An 18,232-nucleotide genomic window follows, 5' to 3' on the forward strand; every position below is an offset into this window, starting at 1 on the left:
GGGGATTTCATATGGCCACTCCCGATCTTTCGCTATGCATGATTATCAGGAATGAGGAACGCCACCTGGAGCGGTGCCTGGCTTCAGTTCAGGGCTGGGTATCGGAGATTATTATCGGCGACACAGGCTCCAGTGACGGCAGCATCGGCATTGCAAGCAGCTTCGGTGCGCAGGTGATCGAAATTCCGTGGGAGAATGATTTTGCCAAGGCCCGGAATCTAACCCTCCGGGCGGCTTCATGTTCATGGATTTTGGTCTTGGATGCGGATGAGGCCATTGCCGGTTGGCGGGAAGAAGTATTGCAGCCCTTGCTGGAGGCGGAGAAGGTGCAAGGTTACTTTCTGCCTTTTATCCACTATGTAGGCAATACCTCCGGGCGGGAATATGTGACGGATAATGTATGCAGGCTGTTCAGAAATGACGCACGTATTGTTTTTGAGGGGAGTATTCATGAGGAGGCCGCCGGAAGCATCTGGGCACTGCCGGAAGGACATGTCGATTATGCGGAGCTGCCCATTGATCATTATGGCTACCTGGATGATGAATTGCAGCGCAAGGATAAATCCAGCCGCAATCTGAGCCTTATCCTCACCGCCCTGGAGCTTGATCCGAAGAGTATATCCCTGCGATATGCACTGGGAACCGAACATTATCAGCAAGGACAGTACACTGCAGCCGCCAATATCCTGTTTCCGCTGCTCCCTGAAATCCCCGCCGGCTCCGGCTATGCTGCGGACATCTATCTCAAAACAGCCTATGCTCTGCAAGCAGGCGGACGGAGCAGCGACGCCAAAACGGTTTTTGCAAACGGCCGCTCCCTATTTCCCGATTTCACAGATCTCCTGGAGAGTTACGCCGGGCTGCTGCTCGAAGAAGGGGAGCTGCAGGTATCCCGTCTTCTGCTGCAGCAGGCGCTGGAGAGCGGAAACACTGCGCATAAATACCCCTCCTCTTCCGGCAGCGGTACCAGCCGCACCCAGCTGTTTGCCGGCCAAGTGTGCGAGCGGCTGTTCCTGTACAAGGAAGCGCACAAGCATTACACGCAAGCTATAGGTTATGAAGCGGACTATAGTGCCGCATGGGATGAACTCGTGCCGCTGTGCCTGTTGTCAGGGGAAGAAGAAATACTGTCTTCCCTAACCCGGCTCCATGCCCCGTCCTTATCTTCAGCTTTGCTTGGCAGGCTTGTGCCTGCTGCGTTGAATGCCCGCGCATTCGGCTGGCTGGAGGTGCTGGGCGAGGCGGGGCAGCTGCCCCTTCACGTCCGGCGGCTCATTCAAGTGCTGCTGCAGCTCCTCCCGCAGCAGCACTCCTCACCGCAAGCTGCCCAGCTGCTGGCACAGCTGCTGGAGGAAGATTCCGAACAGCCATTTATCCATGGCTATTTGTGGGCCTGCTCCTGCCGCATCGGCGATGAAGCTGCCGCAGGACAATGGCTGGAACGCCTGGCCGCTTACAGGCCAGGTTTAACCGCTGTCCGGCAGCTGCTGGTGAACCCTCCGGCTGATTCAGCCGGATGTCAGTCACCAAGCTTCGCCGATCTCTCTTACGCCGCGCAGCTGCTGCTCCAGACAGGAGCCTGGAGCAGCCTGCTGGCGTTATACAAGCATGCGGATGCCGCACTCTTGCAGTGGTCAAGGCTGCCCGAACCGCTGTGGTGCGGGCTGCTGCAGGCCCCCGCAGCGATAAAGAAGCAATGGTGCTCGGTCTACACCGCACAAGAGCAGCATTGCCATACTCCTGCCGGCTTGGCGGAGTGGCTGCTGTACGCAGCGGTAGCCAGCTCATGCGGGCTGACTCCCCTGCTGGAGCCCGCAGCTGAACGCGCGTTGCAGCAATCGGGGAGCAAGGCAGCTGCGGTGGGCCTGAGCTACCATAAGCTGCTGCTCGCAGCAGCCGTCCATCCGCAAGGCGCTGCTTCCGGCAGCATCCCTTGGCTGCTGCTTGTAAGAGCAGCCCTCCGGGAGAAGCTTTAACCAAGGGCTTCACAGTCCAGTGCAGCAAACCTGGATAACCCCCGTTCCTTTGCCAGCCGGAACGGGGGTTATTTGCTCTGAGCAGCATACTATTTTCATTGCATACTCTCAAAACCGGTTTATAGCTGTGCAGGCAACCATTACCCATACACCGCTGTTTACATGCCGCGCTTTTCTTTCCACTCTACTAAGCGGGGATTCTCATCCAGAATGGAATGATATTGCTCCAGGCTCCCCCATCTGCCCTCAGGATCAAGCTCCAGATAACGCTCGTATTTCTGCCAGAGCTCTTCCGGCGGCACAGCCCAGCCGTAATGCTTCACACGCAGTTCGGCTAGAAATCCCGGCAGGATGGCGTAGGAAAGCGGGAGCCGGGGAACATGATGATCCATCCGGGGCGTAAAATAATGAAAATGCGGCAGATAGCGGACCAGCGTGCGGGTATGCTTCATGTGTATATTCCAGTGTTCATCCTCACGGTAATGGGTAGTTCCGCCCCAAAAATCATACAGACGGAAGGCTACCCAGTCGTAAACATCCTGATCAATGAGGCGACGCATCTCCCGCTTCGCCTCTTCCTCGTAGAATTCATCGGCATCGACAGATAATAGCCAGTCTGGTCCGGTGGACACCGCCAGATCCCAGAGCGTTTGCCGGAGCACCCATTCCCGGCTGAACAGCGAGCTTTCCAGCGTCACCAGCTTTGACACCTTGGCGAAAGAATTGCACAGCCGCGCCGTACCATCCGTACTTCCGTCATCAACAATGACGATATCGTCCACAAAATCGCTCAGTTCCTCCAGCACCCGCTCCAGATGACGCCCGCTCTCATTGCGTACCTGCATCATCGCGGTCAGCCGGTTGCCGGAGGATTTGCGCAGAGGCTCACGATTACTCATCTACTCTCCCCCTCAGTCGCCCGACTGCCTCTTCCAGATCGGCCATTTCGGCAAACAGCGGCCGGGCTTGGTGGTCTGCTCCGGCCGCCCGGAGAAAGCTGCGGATGGCGGCATGCCGCCTGCCATGCAGCAGATGCAGGGTACCTTCGATCACCGGCAGCTGCTGGCTTGCAGCTGCTGCCGCTCCGCCTCTTGCTGGAGGTGAAGTTCCCGCAGCAGTACCCACCCCCGCATCGCTGCTGGCTTCCATTTCACGCTGGAGCTGCAGTGCTTTTTCCCATTGATAGGTTTCAATGTAGTTCAGCAGCAGCAGCGGTTTCGCCTCCATATAGGATGAACCGGACAAAATCATGATCGCCGCCGCCGAATCCTCGTTCACACGGCAGATTTCCGCCTGAAGCAGCTCTTTTTGACCGTGATCCAGCCAGTTCTGCATCTCCGCTGCCCTCGCTCTTTCTTCGTCCGTAAAGGCTGTAATGGCATACTGCGCGGCAGCAAGCTCCAGCTGGCCCTGCTTAGCTTCAATAGCCGAGAAAAACCGGTAATGGGAATGAAGGCAGTCCGTATAATCATGCAGCAGCATCAGCTCGAAGGATTGCGTCAAATACCGGGAGGCTGCCTCGTCCCCAAGCAAATATAAATAGGAGGCTGCCAGATAATGCACGGTCGGCTGATCGGGCAGCTTCTCGCACATGGACAGATAAAACTCCGCACGGTGCCGCCGCTGGATATCAAGCCAAGACACAGGCGATCCTGCGGATGGCTGCCACAGTTCTCCCAGCGCTCTCGTCCATATCGCTTCATAGCCGGAGAGAAAGAACAGCCGGTCTCCCCGGCGGATGATTCCGTACGATAAGGGACTGTCCCCGCTGAGATAGACGACCCCGTCTCTGCGCAGATTCTGCTCCAGATATAGCCGTTCTGAAGCGGTGGCCACCAGATCGGCTCTGGCAGCGAGCAGCGCGCTGTATTTGTCCCACAGTCCGCTGTCTTCGCCTTCGGGACAAGCTTCCAGCAGTGCCACGGTATAGGCTGGCTCCAGTGTCATTACATCCGGCAGCCAATACGGGGAGGAGACGAGCACCGTGTATTCCTTGGCATTCAGCTTGTAAATCTCTGCCAGGCACAAGGACTGGATGTCATATTCCTCCTGCTGGCCCGGTGTCAATCCCCCCGCAAACAAAACTTCCCTGCGGTCCGGCAGGAGGTTGAGCAGTCTCTTGTATTCATAGGCCTCCCAGGGAACAGAACTGAGGATAAGATAGTTCATCGCCGTCCCCCTCCCTCACTGGGAGATGGCGATGATTCTCCGCCGCGAAGCCCGGCAATGTACCCTATAGTCAGTGTTTCTGCGGGAACGAGCTGCAGGCTGCGGCGGGTCGGCTCCTCCCGCCGCCCAATTCGGCCAGGCATAATTCCGCCCCGGTGGGCCGTACGTTCAAGCGGAAGAAACAGCGGAAGCCCCCCGGTCAATGGCCCCTGCAGCCCATCTTTCTGGCTCACCACAATATCGGTTGAACCCTGCCGCACAGCCTGCACAATTCTCTCCACATAACGGGTGTCATATTCTGCAGAAGCGGACAAATACACTACTGCTGCACTTTCGTAGAGTGCGGAGACATTCTCCAGCGCATGCAGCCAAGGTTTTTCTCCCTGTACCGTAATCACCGCATCCCTCTCCTGAACCGGAAATTCGGAAGCAATATCGTTTGCGCTGTCTCTGATCCATACCCAGCGGATATTGTCATAACTCTGCTGTTCTTGCAGCAGCTGACGCCGCTTAAGCGATATTTCTGTGTTCCACTTCTCTTCAAAATAAACAACTGCTGTCACCAGTGGAACGGTCACGGAAGATTTGCCGAGCGGTATCGCGGGCTGCTGCGGAGAGACGGAAAGCTCCGCAGGTACCAGGAGACTTCCTCCACCCCCAGAGACGCCGGGCAAATTCCATTTGGCGCAGTACGCCCGTCCGCCTTCCTCCTCAGCTCCTTGGTCCATGCCATTCAAAGAACAACTTCCGTCCTCAAGCGGATGAAGCGTGTGAACATACAAAGCATCACTGAGCGCGAGCCTTCTTCCCAGCTGCCGGGCCCGCAGGCACCAATCGGCCACCATCAGACGCCGCTGGCGGAGCGATGCATCGAAACCGCCCACCCTGAGCAGCAGTTCCCTGGTGAAGAGCAGGCAGGCACCACTTAGCACTTCCACATTACGCCATTCGCCTTGCCGCCGAAGCCGGGTATGGTTTACGTATGCGGACAGTTTTGAGAAATCGTCAAACCACTGCAGTTCCCTGCCTTCCGCTTCTTCCGTAGAGGAACGCGGGGCAACTACCCCGACAACCGGATCATCAATGGCCGGCCAGAGCAGATCGGCGAGCCAGCCTGCAGTGACCATGACGGAATCCTGAAGCAATACGACAAATGAGGTCTCGGCATATGCCAAGGCCTCATTCACCCTAAATTCCCCGTTCCTGTAGGGGAGAAAAGACACGGCATGTTCTCCAGAGAACTGCTCCGAGAGGGGCTGCAAAGCAAAATCCTCTTCCAGCGGAACGCCAATCACACGGACGCCAGGGCCGGAATGCAGCAGCAGGAGCCGCAAGCATTCTGCACTCCATGCGGCGCAGCGCAGTTCAACCACAATTGTTATTCCGTCTATTACCGGAAGCGGCAGTAATCCTTCACGCTCCAGATAGCTGTATCTTCCGGCCAGACGCTCCAAGCGGTCAGAATCCATAGAATCATACGGCATCAGGCTCACACTCCATTAGTTAAAACTGTGCTACCTATAGTGTATGAACGCTACGCGGTGATATCCCTGTTCCATTGGCGGATTTTTCCGGATTCTCCCAAATTAAATCCAATTCACCTATACTATTCGCCGCCACCCTCAATCGCCGCTCCGCCGTTACCTGCGTTTCCGGCATTGCCGGAAGTATTGCTGCTCGCGGGCGGATCATTCGTGCTGCCGCTCTGCGGATCTTTGCTCTCGCCGCTTTCATCAGTATCCGAACCGCCCTCGCCAGTTCCGCTCTTCTCCCCGCTTGCCTGCGGAGCCGGAATGGCAATGCCCGGTGCGTTGTTTCCATTCTCACCGACTGGCTGGCCTTGATTGTCGTAGTAGTACATCGGAACATCGCCGACAACCATCAGATAAGATACAGGAATTTCTGTATCCACTACCTGCGGCTCCATGTCGAACGGAATGACAACCGCAACCTCAGTGACAACATGAATGAAGACCTCAACCAGAATCATATTAATTCCGGCATTTTTTTGGCGGGTGTTCAGCTCTACTTTAACTGCGCCCTGAGGTTCGATCTTGATCGGCACATCCGGCCCGAAGGAAGCGATGAGCGGACTGCCCAGCGCCTGACCGAGCGGGATACGCTCCGTCTGATTATGCAGCTCCTGCAGCGTGGACTGAATGACCTCCGCCGCCTGCGAGGTAATCCGCATATGCTCTCTATAATTGAGCATAAAGCCCGATATTTTGCCTTCCTTATCCGTCTTCCAGTCAATCAGCGCTTCGGCATCTCCTGCATCGGCCACCTGTGAGGTAATCGCCTTATTGATCGACTCCGTGGCAATTTGCTTCACCCGGATTTGCGCCAGATGAATAATCGGCGGCTTCAAATGCTGCTCGACATAACGCAGGCCTTGAAGCACCGCCAATATCAGCAGCAGGCTCAGGATGATCCAGAAGCGGCCCCGTCTGCGCGGCTTTTGCGTCTTCTGGACGGATACGGAAACCGCCTTCTTCCGCTCGCCTCCGCCGGAGAAGCTGAACCCGCTCCCCCGTCTTTTTGGCGAGAACCGCGCTCCTTGTCCAGCGGCTCTGATTCCCGGCTTGGCCGGTTTCGCCTTAAACGCCGGGCTTCGCCCGGCCGGTCTTGGCATGCTGCCCAAGCTGAATTTCGGCAGCCGCACCCGCAGGCGCAGGCTTGGCATAACCGCCCTGCGGCTTCCCCATTTTTTTATTCTGCCCATGAGTCTAAGTCCCCCCTGCATTCCTGCGGTCAAGCCGCCGCCCCTTACTATAGGCTATTCGGGAAGAGGACAAAAAAGAAGAACGCCTCTCACGGTGCGAAGTACCGTGAGAAACGTTCATGTCCATAATTTCTAAAGTTATTACTCCATCCGGCTCCGCTTATCCTCCTGCAGATGGGCCCAATGCCGCCGGATAAAAATGCCCAGCAAAATAATAATAAAAACCGCATACCAGGCAAGAAATCCGTTCCATTCCTCCCTGGGGACAACCAGTGAAGAGCCGATCGTTCCGAACAGCCAGATGAAGGACAGATTGCCGAGCACCGTACCCCAAATATAAGCCGAGGCTTTGATCGGCGAGACCGCCGCCATGAAATTGATTACGTTGCTGGGAACAATCGGAATGGTGCGAAGCAGCACCAGCGTCCAGATGCCGTAGCGGTCCAAATAACGCTGCCACTTGTCATAGCGCTTCAGCTTGGATCTCCATTTCTCGTCGAACCAGCCATAGAGGTACCGCCGGAAGAGAAAATACACGAGTATGGCGCCTAAATTACAAGCCAGCCAGCTGACCAGCATACCGCCGATCACATGGAATTCGGAGACATGCAGAACAATCAATATCGCCAGCGGGAAAAATCCGAACAAACTCTGCAGAATCGTGAGCGGAATCGTTGCTAACAGAATATACGGTCCGTTCAGCCCAAGACTTTGCAGCAGCCAATCAATCCAGCCGTTTATGACCTCCGTCATGGAGCCGTCCCCTTTCGTGACTCCTTTCAGCATCAGCTCCGCTGAGTCTTTATAAATCACTAATTCTTCAAGAAAAACACCCCTTACGGGGTGTTTGTTGATGATCCTGCTAAAGAATGTGTTATGGCGGGAACAATGTCCGGCTACAGGTTACAAAATTGTAGCCTTATGTTGACCTAATCATAGCACACATCTTAACCCGCTGCAAAATGACTCTGCAGTACCGGCACAGTTATTATTATTCTGCAGCAATCCAAGTATTCACTTTATCCTCATTCGCTTCTACCCAGCTCTTAGCAGCATCCTCAGGCGATTTCCCGGCTTGAATCTCCACCATGACCTGAGCCATTTCCTCAGGTGTCCATGTGAATTTATCGAGGAAGTTGTACACCTCCGGCATATCTTCTTTCAAACCTTTGCGTACCATAGTGTGAATCTGCTCTGCTCCGCCATATACGTTTTTGGGATCTTCCAGATACTTCAGATCCATATTGGCGAACATCCAGTGCGGCGTCCAGCCCGTTACTACAATCGGCTCATTATTGGTGTATGCCTTCCCCAATTCTTGAACCATAGCGGCCGACGAGCTTTCCAGCAGCTTATAATCACTCAGTTTATAGTCAGTGAGCGCCTTTTCGGTGGCCATCATAATTCCTGCTCCGGGTTCAATCCCGACAACCCGGTTGTTCAGCGCTGCTGCCATTTCCGGATTGTTCAAATCCTCAATGGAGTTGATGTCCATATAAGTGGGAACAACAAGACCTGTCTTGGTTCCTTTCAGGTTGGCCCCGAGATCCTCTATATCTTTTCCATACTGCTCCAGATAGGAAGCATGGGTGCTCGGCAGCCAGGCAGCTACCATTCCATCCGCACTTCCGTCCGCAACGCCGGCCCACATCGGTCCAGCATCAACCTGAAGCATTTCCACCTTCGCATCCAGCTTGGACTCCAGAACCTCTTTGACTACATACGTGCTGGCAATTTCCGAATCCCAGGCCACATATGCCAGCTTCACAGATTTTCCTTCACTTGATGAACAGCCGGCAATTGCAAATACCAGCAACGCCGTCAACAGCAATCCGAATCCTTTTTTCTTCATCTAAATAAAACACTCCCGTCATTATTGTTTAGGTTTAACCAGCTTCTGCGTCAAACGGTCAAGCAGGATCGCTATAATTACAATGGCAATCCCTGCTTCGAAGCCTGCGCCAGTCTTAGCCTGTGATACCGCCCGGTATACATAGGCCCCTACCCCTTGTGCGCCGATCATCGACGAAATGACGACCATCGACAGCGACAGCATAATCGTCTGATTAATGCCGGCCATAATCGTAGGCATGGCAATCGGAAGCTGCAGCTTAAACAGCTTCTGGCCCGCCGTCGAACCGAACGCATCCGCAGCCTCTACGAGTTCCGGCGACACCTGGCGTATCCCCAGGTTCGTCAGACGGATCGTAGGTGGAATAGCAAATATAATAGAAGCAATGACTCCGGGAACTACGCCAAGCGAGAAAAAGGATACCGCCGGCAGCAGATACACAAATGCAGGCATCGTCTGCATAAAGTCCAGTATCGGAGTCACAATATTTTGAACAGTCTTACTCTGCGCGCAAAACACGCCAACCGGAACACCAATCAGCACAGCAAGCAGTGATGCAGTAAGCACAAGCGCCAGGGACTGCATAGAAGGATCCCATAGACCCAGATTGTCGATCAGCAGCAGCCCGATCACTGCGAATAGAGCCATCCGCCATTTGCCGATCCAGTAAGCCAAGGCGGCGATAATCACCGTGAGGACGATAGCCGGAAGGAAGGTTAAAGCCGCATCGATTCCGTCCACCATGCCTCCAATAACCGCATGAATAAGATCAAAGAACGGCCCGAAATACGTAGTAAGCCAGTCCTCCAGCCATTCAATCCCCTTGCCTATAGGTAATTTAGGTAAATTCATGAACCGATGCCTCCTTCCGGTACCGCATTGCCTGCAAGGGCGGAAAGTACTGCCCCTTTAATCACAATGCCCTTTAGCTTATCTTCTTCATCCACTACCGCAACCGGCAGATGTGTCTCGGACATCAGCTCGAACAGGTCGTTCAGCAGCGTGTCCGGACGTACACGGGGAATTTCACGGACCATCACTTCAAGAATGCTTTTATTCTCCTTGAGTGCCTCCAGCGCTTTCTCTGCAGTAAGTACGCCTTGCAGCTTCATTTCATTGCTCGCCACATAGAGACTGGATACGCCGCTGTCCCGCATCAGCTGAAGCGCAACACGCGGACCGCGTTCCGGCCGGATCATTTCCGGCTGGCGCATCACATGCGCAGCTGTCAGGACTTTCGACAAGTCTACATCCTCCACAAACCGCTCCACATATTTGTTCGCAGGCTGAATAAGGATCTCTTCCGGAGTGCCGATCTGGACGATCACACCATCCTTCATCAAAGCGATCCGGTCACCGATCCGCAGGGCCTCATCCAGGTCATGCGTAATGAACACGATCGTCTTCTTCACTCTTGCCTGCAGTTCCAGCAGCTCCTGCTGCATATCCTTGCGGATCAGCGGATCAAGCGCACTGAAGGCTTCATCCATCAGCAGGATATCCGGGTCATTGGCAAGACCGCGCGCAAGACCCACACGCTGCTGCATGCCTCCGCTCAATTGATCAGGGCGGTGGTTCTCCCAGCCTTTAAGGCCTACAAGCTCCAGTGCCTCCATGGCAAGCCGGGTTCTCTCTTTTTTCTCCACGCCCTGTACTTCAAGACCATATTCAGCATTAGCCAGCACCGTGCGGTGCGGAAACAATGCAAACTTCTGGAAGACCATGCCGATATTTTTACGCCGGAACCGGCGCAGCTCTTCGGGATTCATTTTGACCACATCATTGCCTTTAAAAAAGACCTGGCCCCCTGTGGGCTCAATCAGACGGTTCAATAAACGGACTAGCGTGGATTTGCCACTACCTGACAAACCCATGATGACAAATATTTCTCCTTCTTCGATGCTGAATTCAGCCTTGTTGACACCAACCGTCAGCTTGGCTTCACGGGCAATCTTCTCTTTAGACCAACCTTGTGCTAGTAATGGAAGTGCCCGTCCCGCATCATGACCGAATACTTTGGTAAGTTCTTTTACCTCTATAATTGCCATGGTGACCTCCTTCTTCCCCTTATATTTCACGTTTGTGCTTCTCAACAAGTGTAACGGAGTTGTGAAAAGCGACGCAAAGTGCATATTCGCTAAAAAATTAGTGTACAGTTTTAACTTTACGTACTTTACGTATAGAATACTCTGTTTTACGCCATATTCCGTTCTGCATGAATTCTTTACTTATTGCAGCAGATTTGATTACAATACATTGGAGAGGTTTGCAGTTTATTAGCCTAATCCTCAGGAGGGACATCATGAACGATTTAGAAGGGCTTCCGCCCGAGCAAATAGAGAAAATCAGCAAGGTCCGCGAACGGGTCATTGATTCCATTGGCAAAAACATGGATTTGTACGGAATCACCCTATCCATTGGGCATTTATACGGTTACATGTACTTTAATCAAGGCCCCGTAACGCTGGACGAGCTAAGCCGTACGATGGGAATGAGCAAAACATCCATGAGTACAGGAGTGCGCACCTTGCTTGACCTGAAGATGATCGACAAGGTGTGGGGAAAAGGAACCCGAAAAGATCTGTTCGAGGTCGTTCCCGACTGGCATCAGAATTTCAGTGACTATTTCTCAATTAAATGGAGAAAAGCCGTAGAGGGAAATATGTCCGCACTGGCTAAATCGCTTGCTGAAATCAAACAAATAAAATCCGAGTATGCTGACAATCCGGATATTGAGAAGCTCCTGAATAGAGATGAAGCAAAAATTGAAGAAGCCATTAAGTACTACCGCTGGCTGCTGAAGCTGATTGAAGCCCTGGAAACCGGCAAGATATTCGACTTCATTCCCAAAGAAAAGTAAACAAGGAGCGTGAGCTCCCTGCTGCACCGCATAATAAATACGGCCATGGCCCCGCAAAGGGGCTATGGCCGTTTATTATTTACTATTTGCTGCGGATTTATAAATGAAAATCCAGGCCGAAATCGGTTTCGGAAATAACGGCTGCGGATTGACTTGTATCAACAAGTTTAATAGACTAGGAATAACTGATTTTTGCAATGGATAAAGTGTAAGCGATGGACCAAAACCGCAGTATATCAGTCTTTTTCCCGGAATTCATGATCAGTCGGAGGGTGGCTTTACCATGCAAATGAATATTAAAAAGATTGCCGAAATGGCAGGTGTCTCCGTCTCAACGGTTTCGAAAATCATGAATAATTACAGCGATGTTTCGGAAAAAACGAAACAGCGGGTGCTGGAGATTATCGAACAAACCGGATATTCCCCCTCTAATTCCGCGAAAACACTGGCCACCAAAAAATCGAGTCTGATCGGGGTCATTTTTGCCGGTGAATTTAATGTCGAATTTACCCATCCTTTTTTCATTGAGGTGCTGAATTCCTTCAAGAAACAGATGGGTGTGCTGGGGTACGATCTAATTTTTTTCTCCAACGAGAAATTTATCAGCAGCGGTGATTATTTCGCGCGCTGCCAGCATTTTCATGTGGATGGCTGCGTGATCATCTCCGGGCAGAAGATGGAGCCCGCAATCCGCGACCTCGATATGAGCAGCATTCCCTGCATCGGCGTAGATATGGAGCTTAAGGGTAAAAAATCCGGGTATGTGATGTCGGACAACTATCAAATCTCCTCCAAGGTCGTAGAGCATTTCTATCTGCTTGGCTACAGAGAGCTTGGCTTTATCGGCAGTACGGCGGATTCGGATATTTCCAACCGGCGGGAAGCAGGGTATATCAAGGCAATCGAAGATTTTGGTCTGGCGATGAATCCCACGTGGTTCGTGCATGGAGAGGATTTCTTTGAAGCCAGCGGTTATGCGGCCATGCAGACTCTCATCGAGAAAGGCAGCCTGCCGCAAGCGATCTTTGCCGCTTCCGATTTGCTGGCACTTGGGGCCATCCGCGCCTTGAAGGAGCACGGACTGCGCATCCCTGAAGATATCGCCATCATCGGCTGTGACGATATTGAGGCCTGCAAATACACCAGCCCTACGCTGACTACGATCCGCCAGAACAAAGAACGGCTTGGCGTACTTGCGGCTCATATGCTGTTCGATCTAATTAACAATCAATCAGAAGGCGGTTCGTTTGTCGTTGAACCGGCGCTAATCGTCCGCGAATCCTGCGGCAGCCGGTTGAATGCTAAGCCTCACCAATCCTCTTTATAAGCCCCGCGTTCGAAATCGTCCTTAAACTTTTTGTCCCTCTCTGCCGCATGTTTCTGCACCGAAGGAGAATTGACAATTTTACGGACGATCCAATATAAAACTATAAGAAATACGATACCAAACAAGATTTCGATCACTAGCAATAGTCGTGCCTCCTTTGTCTTATAGATTAAAAGCTTGAACAGCTTTTGCCTATAAGAATATTCATACCGGCTGCTCTCTTGCACCCGGTCTACGCTTCTGATGGTCTACGCTTCTGACCGGCTTCGTTTCAGGACCCGGTTCACCTGCTCTGAACTCAGCATCATCAATAGCAAAAACGCCAATACGATGGCCGGAAACAGGCTGATGCTAATTCCGGAAGCGATTAGACCAAACAATGGGGGCAGCAAGGTTGTTCCTGTATAGGCGACTGCCATCTGGTACCCCATTAATTGCGCGGAGTTCTCTTTGCCGAAACGGGCCGGTGTTTCATGAAGCAGCCCGGGATATATCGGCGCAAGCCCCAGCCCGATCAGGATGAGTCCAACGAGGGTCATTACGTCAGGCAGTGGAAGAAGTAACAGCAATCCACCCAAGGCAGCTATAAGCTGACCCGCCAGAATCAGCACCCGGTTACTGATCCTTAGGGTCACAAATCCGGTAATCAATCTGCCGATTGTGATTCCGCCATAGTACATAGAAATCCAGCCGGCAGCCAATTCGGCTGACACCTCTCTTGCCCCTACTAAATAGCTGGCCCCCCATAACCCGACCGTGGATTCGACACCGCAATAAAACAAGAATGCGAGAAGCGAGAATTTAACGCCTTTGAGACGAGTGGGATGAACCTTCACTTTGGCAGGCGGGGAACTGATGCCGGTGTTACTCCCCTCGAGCCCGTCAGGCTGGGTTTCGTTCGAATTCCCAACCTCTGCAGCATGATGCAGTTTCGCTACCCGCTTCCATAACGGAAGGGTGACAAGCAAAACGATTACCAGACCGAACTGGATGATCGAAACGGCCGAATAGCCTTCTCTCCATGAATTGTGGTTCGCAATATAAAAGGACATGATCATCGGCCCCGCCGTTGCACCGACACCCCAAAAACAATGCAGCCAGCTCATGTGATGGGCTTTGTAATTATCGGCTACATAATGGTTGAGCGCAGCATCTACCGCTCCGCCTCCAAGTCCCAGGGGAATAGCCAGAACCGCCAACCAAACCAGTGAAGGCGCGAAGGAAAAGCCCAGCAGCGCACCAGCGGTCATACAGCAGCTGATCAGGGTAATCGTCCCTGTGCCCAGCTTTTTAATGATGCTGCCGCTTACCAGACTTGAGACGATGGTCCCTCCGGCAATGATCATAGAGATGAGACCCGCCGATCCAAAGGGAGCGCCGATTTCCAGATGCAGCACCGGCCAGGCGGACCCCAGCAACGAATCGGGAATGCCCAAGCTGATAAATGAAAGATAGATAATGATTAGAAACCAAGTTGCCATAGTTATGTTTCTTCCTCTCTGTGATTTCCCGGATAACTGGGCATCAATTGCCCCAAATATCAGGCTCCAGCTGCTTTAAGGTCAGCCAGCGCATGCCTGCCTCAAAGTCTTCATGAAATGAATCGAGCAGAATGATGCTCGGCATGGAAGGCATTGCATGTTGAGATCTGTACAATTCCCAAGCGCTGCCCCAGGTTTCCTCATCCATCAGGCTCTGGTAAATAACAATTTCATCCGGAGCAAGCACAACATTCACCGTATGAATAATCGTGCAGGCTGCCTCTATAAACATCTCAGTTTTGACCGGATTGTTCCAGTCCACCTCCACCGGAAGAAATTTAATTTCACCGGCCATGCCGTCCTTGCCCTTCACTACACTCCCGTTCAAATAAATCCCCATGCCGGGAGGATAGGACCTTGGAAAATATACACCAAGCACACATTGATTATCATCTTTCTCGGTTCGGGAACAGTACCCGCTGATCGCAGCATTCACATCGTTTTCCAACATAACCGGCAATCCAAATTGCTCCTGTATAACTTCGCTCAATCTTACGCCTTTCAGCTGGTCATGACTGCTTACTTTGATTTCCCCATTGACTGACTGGCCGGGAATACCGATCCCAATCACCTTGATGGTAGGGTGTTTCGACAGATATTGCTCAATCAATTCATAAAACCGTTCAAGATTGAACAGCGGTATGCCGTATTCTTCCCGCTCTATAATCTCATCCCCTAAATTAATTACCGTCACAACAACTACATCCTCACCCTGCTTCTCATTCATATGAATGACCAGCGCCAGGCTAAATCCGTAATTGTACCGGTAAGTAAGCGCAGGTCTGCCCCCATTGGATGGGACCGTTTCGTCTTCCGACAATTCACCGAGCTGAACCAATTCCTTGACCAGTGAATTAATAGTAACCACGCTTAGCTTGGTCAATGCGGCCAGCTGTGACTTAGATCCCGTTCCAATCTGCTTCATGGCCTGCCGCACAAGGTTGAGATTAATATCTTTGATTAAGTAACCGTTAGCCTTCTCCATAAGCATCCTCCAACATATAATAAAGTCACTTAATAAACCCTGTTTAATTAGTATGCAGCGAGTAGTCTGTCCTTGTCAAGGCTATAAGGGGCAAGTGGAGATCTGAACACAAATACATCATTTAGGCCATAAAAAAACCAGCCGCTTCCGGGGAAGACGGCTGGTTCCGGTTAAAGCTGCGCCGGAAGCTCGACCTGCGGGTCCAGCGCCAGCTTTAGGAGTTGACCGGCATGGGCCAGACCCGCGCCGAATCCGTACAATAGAATCTGCTGGCCATTCAACACTTTGCCCTCGCGGACACCCAGGTCCAGGGCGAGCGGTATGCTTGCGGCCGACGTATTGCCGAAATATTCAAGGCTGTACAGAGCCTGCTCAAGAGGATAATCCAAGCGCTCACAAATGGGCTCGATCATCCGCAGGTTGGCGCTGTGCGGAATCAGCCAGTCCACTTGTGCAAGCTCTGCCCCCGCATTTTTAAGCACCTGCTGGATGCCTTGGGGTACGGTTCTTACCGCCCAGCGGAAAACCTCCCGGCCATTTTGCACCAGCTTGCCTGGATTCATCAGTTCAATCCCGTTCACCTTATGCGACAGGCCCGTGCGGTACACATGATGTGCTCCGCCGCCGTCACTGCCCAGATGGAAGCCGAGGAAGTTGTCCTCCTGCTCATCGCTCTCCACAAGAACCGCCCCGGCCCCATCCCCAAAAAGAATACAGGTGCTGCGGTCGGTATAGTCCGTAATTTTGGACAGCGCATCTGCCCCAAGAACCAGAACCTTGCGGTGCAATCCTGATGCGACATAAGCGTGGGCCGTATGCAAGGCATAGACAAAGCCTGCACAGGCGGCGCTCATATCGACAGCTCCGGCGGTAAGCGGAATTCCCAGACGGTGCTGAATTATGGATGCTACAGAAGGAAAAGAAAAGTCAGGCGTGCTGGTAGCCACAATAACCATATCCACGTCCCCGGCAGATTTGCCATAACGCTTCAGCAGATCCTGCGCGGCGGAAACACATAAATCGCTGGTATATTCATCTTCACGGCTGATTCTCCGCTCGCGGATTCCGGTTCGCTGGACAATCCACTCATCGTTCGTCTCTACCATCTGTTCCAAATCGCTATTGGTCAGCCTCCGGACTGGCACATAAGATCCAATCGCTGTAATTTTCGCACCCGTCAATGAAATCACCTCTTTAATAGTATCTGGTCTTAGTACTTGGTACTAATTATATGCGATACCTGCTAATATTGCAAAGGAAAAAGCCGTAAAGTGAATATTTCCCTGGACTCGCCGAAGATCAAAAAAAGAACTATGGCCTACACAGGCCACAGTTCCTAGTAAACATATTGAACAAAAGATAAACGGGTAAGCGGCAGCATAGCTTAGGTACAGCACCGTAACATTCCGGTGTATGCTCTTAGCATCGTGCAACTATATGCTTGCCGGTTCTACTTCCACCTGCTCCACCAGCTTTTCCGGCTGGGCGGTATTTCTTGAACGGCAGTTAATGATTTCAACCTCTTCACCATTCTCGATATAAAAGGCCGGGCCTTCATGATTCTCAACCGTCACCTGCTGAAACCGGACATCCCGTACATTCCCCAGAAAAAATCCGCGGTTGTTCATATCCTCAATGCCTGTCATCATGTCGGGCTGGCCGGGAACGGCATTCTTGGCCATTGAAATATCGACATTCGAAAAGGTAATCTCCGAAACATACTGCTCCGCCAGCCCATACAGGAAACCTGCAGCCGCATGGACGCCCCGTGCGGTAATACTCTCAAAATGAATCCGTCTAAACGTTGGCGTTTCCGCCGTAACGGGATACGGATTTTTGTCCCAGACATATTTCTCTTTGCCGCGGGGTCCGCAGAAATAATACAGGTTAAGTGTAAAGGGGCAAATCACGTCCTCCATCACAATGTTGCTGACGCGAATATCCTCAATCGTCCCTCCGCGGCCCCGTCTGGACTTCATGCGAATGCCGCGGTCGGTCTGCTTGAACACGCAGTTGCTGATCGTCACATTGCGGATATCGCCGCTCATTTCACTGCCCAGCACTACCGCCCCATGGCCATGAATCATCGTACAGTTGGTGATGGTTATATTCTCGCAGGGAATCCGCTCTTTCGTATCCTCGGTTCCCGCTTTGATCGCGATGCAGTCATCGCCTACATCAATATTGCAGTTGCTGATGCGCACACCCGAGCAGGATTCCGGATTAATGCCGTCCGTATTCGGTGAATCCGGCGGGTTCAGGATCGAGATATTGTCGATCGTCACATTGCTGCAGCAGATCGGATTCACCGTCCAGCTCGGTGAGTTCAGCAGCGTTACATCCTTGATCGTAACCCGGCTGCAGTTGTTAAATCCGATCAGCGTTGGACGGGGATACTCCAGCGCCTCCGGGTGATTCCGGTGCTTGTTCCACCAGGGGGCGCCGTTGCCCTCCAGGATTCCGCTTCCGGTAATGGATACATTCACTAGATCCTCTCCGTAAATGCAGGACGCATGCACTTGCCGTTTCACGCCTTCCCATCTGGATTCCACAGCCGGAAAGTCCCCGGGCTCGGTGCTGAATGACAGAACCGCCCCAGGGCTTAAGTGCAGCTCTATGTTGCTGCGCAGCAGCACCGCCCCTGTTCTGAATGTCCCCGCCGGGATAACCACCGTTCCGCCGCCGTCTCTGCTCGCTGCCGCAATGGCATCCGCAATAGCTCCCGTTGCCGGCACTGGACTATCCCGCAGCGCTCCGTAATCCGCAATGTTATACATGGGTCCCCCTTCCTCTCGAGCAG

At 52.6% G+C, this 18,232-nt stretch carries 16 protein-coding genes; 3 read left to right on the plus strand and 13 right to left on the minus strand.

Features of this window, described 5'->3' with window-relative positions:
- The first annotated feature begins 11 nt into the window (after nt 1-11).
- Nucleotides 12-1,976, plus strand: a complete 1,965-nt coding sequence (locus H70357_RS34605) for a tetratricopeptide repeat-containing glycosyltransferase family 2 protein (protein ID WP_052092301.1) — start codon at nt 12-14, stop codon at nt 1,974-1,976.
- A 158-nt stretch (nt 1,977-2,134) separates the two neighbouring features.
- On the opposite strand, the gene H70357_RS28195 is transcribed toward H70357_RS34605, so the two are convergent.
- The 8 genes from H70357_RS28195 to H70357_RS28230 all read right to left on the minus strand — a co-directional run bounded on the left by H70357_RS28195 (nt 2,135) and on the right by H70357_RS28230 (nt 10,767).
- Nucleotides 2,135-2,875, minus strand: coding sequence for a glycosyltransferase (locus H70357_RS28195; RefSeq protein ID WP_038596230.1), 741 nt, complete (start codon nt 2,873-2,875; stop codon nt 2,135-2,137).
- On the minus strand, nt 2,868-4,145 hold the full coding sequence (locus H70357_RS28200; protein ID WP_038596233.1) for a hypothetical protein: 1,278 nt from the start codon (nt 4,143-4,145) through the stop codon (nt 2,868-2,870). The genes H70357_RS28195 and H70357_RS28200 overlap by 8 nt, the downstream gene beginning before the upstream one ends.
- Nucleotides 4,142-5,629 (minus strand): glycosyltransferase family protein, encoded by a 1,488-nt coding sequence (locus H70357_RS28205; protein ID WP_038596236.1) that lies wholly within the window; start codon nt 5,627-5,629, stop codon nt 4,142-4,144. The genes H70357_RS28200 and H70357_RS28205 overlap by 4 nt, the downstream gene beginning before the upstream one ends.
- A gap of 122 nt (nt 5,630-5,751) precedes the next feature.
- Complete coding sequence (yunB, locus tag H70357_RS28210) at nt 5,752-6,867, minus strand: sporulation protein YunB (protein WP_331281742.1); 1,116 nt, start codon at nt 6,865-6,867, stop codon at nt 5,752-5,754.
- A 141-nt stretch (nt 6,868-7,008) separates the two neighbouring features.
- Nucleotides 7,009-7,620: a TVP38/TMEM64 family protein gene (locus tag H70357_RS28215; RefSeq protein ID WP_038600692.1), complete on the minus strand. Its 612-nt coding sequence runs from the start codon at nt 7,618-7,620 to the stop codon at nt 7,009-7,011.
- Nucleotides 7,621-7,858: 238 nt separating this feature from the next.
- The gene (locus H70357_RS28220) at nt 7,859-8,719 is read right to left on the minus strand and encodes a glycine betaine ABC transporter substrate-binding protein (RefSeq protein WP_038596238.1); all 861 of its coding nucleotides are present in this window, start codon (nt 8,717-8,719) and stop codon (nt 7,859-7,861) included.
- Nucleotides 8,720-8,740: 21 nt separating this feature from the next.
- The gene (locus H70357_RS28225) at nt 8,741-9,571 is read right to left on the minus strand and encodes an ABC transporter permease (protein WP_038596241.1); all 831 of its coding nucleotides are present in this window, start codon (nt 9,569-9,571) and stop codon (nt 8,741-8,743) included.
- The gene (locus H70357_RS28230) at nt 9,568-10,767 is read right to left on the minus strand and encodes a quaternary amine ABC transporter ATP-binding protein (protein WP_038596243.1); all 1,200 of its coding nucleotides are present in this window, start codon (nt 10,765-10,767) and stop codon (nt 9,568-9,570) included. The genes H70357_RS28225 and H70357_RS28230 overlap by 4 nt, the downstream gene beginning before the upstream one ends.
- A 254-nt stretch (nt 10,768-11,021) precedes the next feature.
- Here H70357_RS28230 and H70357_RS28235 point away from each other — a divergent pair, with 254 nt between their 5' ends.
- Nucleotides 11,022-11,579, plus strand: a complete 558-nt coding sequence (locus tag H70357_RS28235) for a GbsR/MarR family transcriptional regulator (protein WP_038596246.1) — start codon at nt 11,022-11,024, stop codon at nt 11,577-11,579.
- Between the two features lie 289 nt (nt 11,580-11,868).
- The gene (locus H70357_RS28240) at nt 11,869-12,906 is read left to right on the plus strand and encodes a LacI family DNA-binding transcriptional regulator (RefSeq protein ID WP_038600694.1); all 1,038 of its coding nucleotides are present in this window, start codon (nt 11,869-11,871) and stop codon (nt 12,904-12,906) included.
- On the opposite strand, the gene H70357_RS36110 is transcribed toward H70357_RS28240, so the two are convergent.
- From H70357_RS36110 to H70357_RS28260, 5 genes are all read right to left on the minus strand, one after another.
- Nucleotides 12,888-13,049 carry a hypothetical protein gene (locus H70357_RS36110; protein ID WP_156130956.1) on the minus strand — a complete coding sequence of 54 codons (162 nt, stop codon included), beginning with the start codon at nt 13,047-13,049 and terminating at the stop codon, nt 12,888-12,890. The two genes, H70357_RS28240 and H70357_RS36110, sit on opposite strands and share 19 nt — an antisense overlap.
- A gap of 105 nt (nt 13,050-13,154) precedes the next feature.
- On the minus strand, nt 13,155-14,387 hold the full coding sequence (locus H70357_RS28245) for an MFS transporter (RefSeq protein WP_038596247.1): 1,233 nt from the start codon (nt 14,385-14,387) through the stop codon (nt 13,155-13,157).
- A gap of 43 nt (nt 14,388-14,430) precedes the next feature.
- Nucleotides 14,431-15,432: an ROK family protein gene (locus H70357_RS28250; RefSeq protein ID WP_038596249.1), complete on the minus strand. Its 1,002-nt coding sequence runs from the start codon at nt 15,430-15,432 to the stop codon at nt 14,431-14,433.
- Nucleotides 15,433-15,602: 170 nt separating this feature from the next.
- Nucleotides 15,603-16,613 carry a ketoacyl-ACP synthase III gene (locus H70357_RS28255; protein WP_081965973.1) on the minus strand — a complete coding sequence of 337 codons (1,011 nt, stop codon included), beginning with the start codon at nt 16,611-16,613 and terminating at the stop codon, nt 15,603-15,605.
- A 252-nt stretch (nt 16,614-16,865) separates the two neighbouring features.
- Complete coding sequence (locus H70357_RS28260; RefSeq protein WP_038596252.1) at nt 16,866-18,209, minus strand: glycoside hydrolase family 28 protein; 1,344 nt, start codon at nt 18,207-18,209, stop codon at nt 16,866-16,868.
- Nucleotides 18,210-18,232 lie beyond the last annotated feature (23 nt).

This window comes from Paenibacillus sp. FSL H7-0357 (genome assembly GCF_000758525.1).
Classification (GTDB): Bacteria; Bacillota; Bacilli; order Paenibacillales; family Paenibacillaceae; genus Paenibacillus_AQ.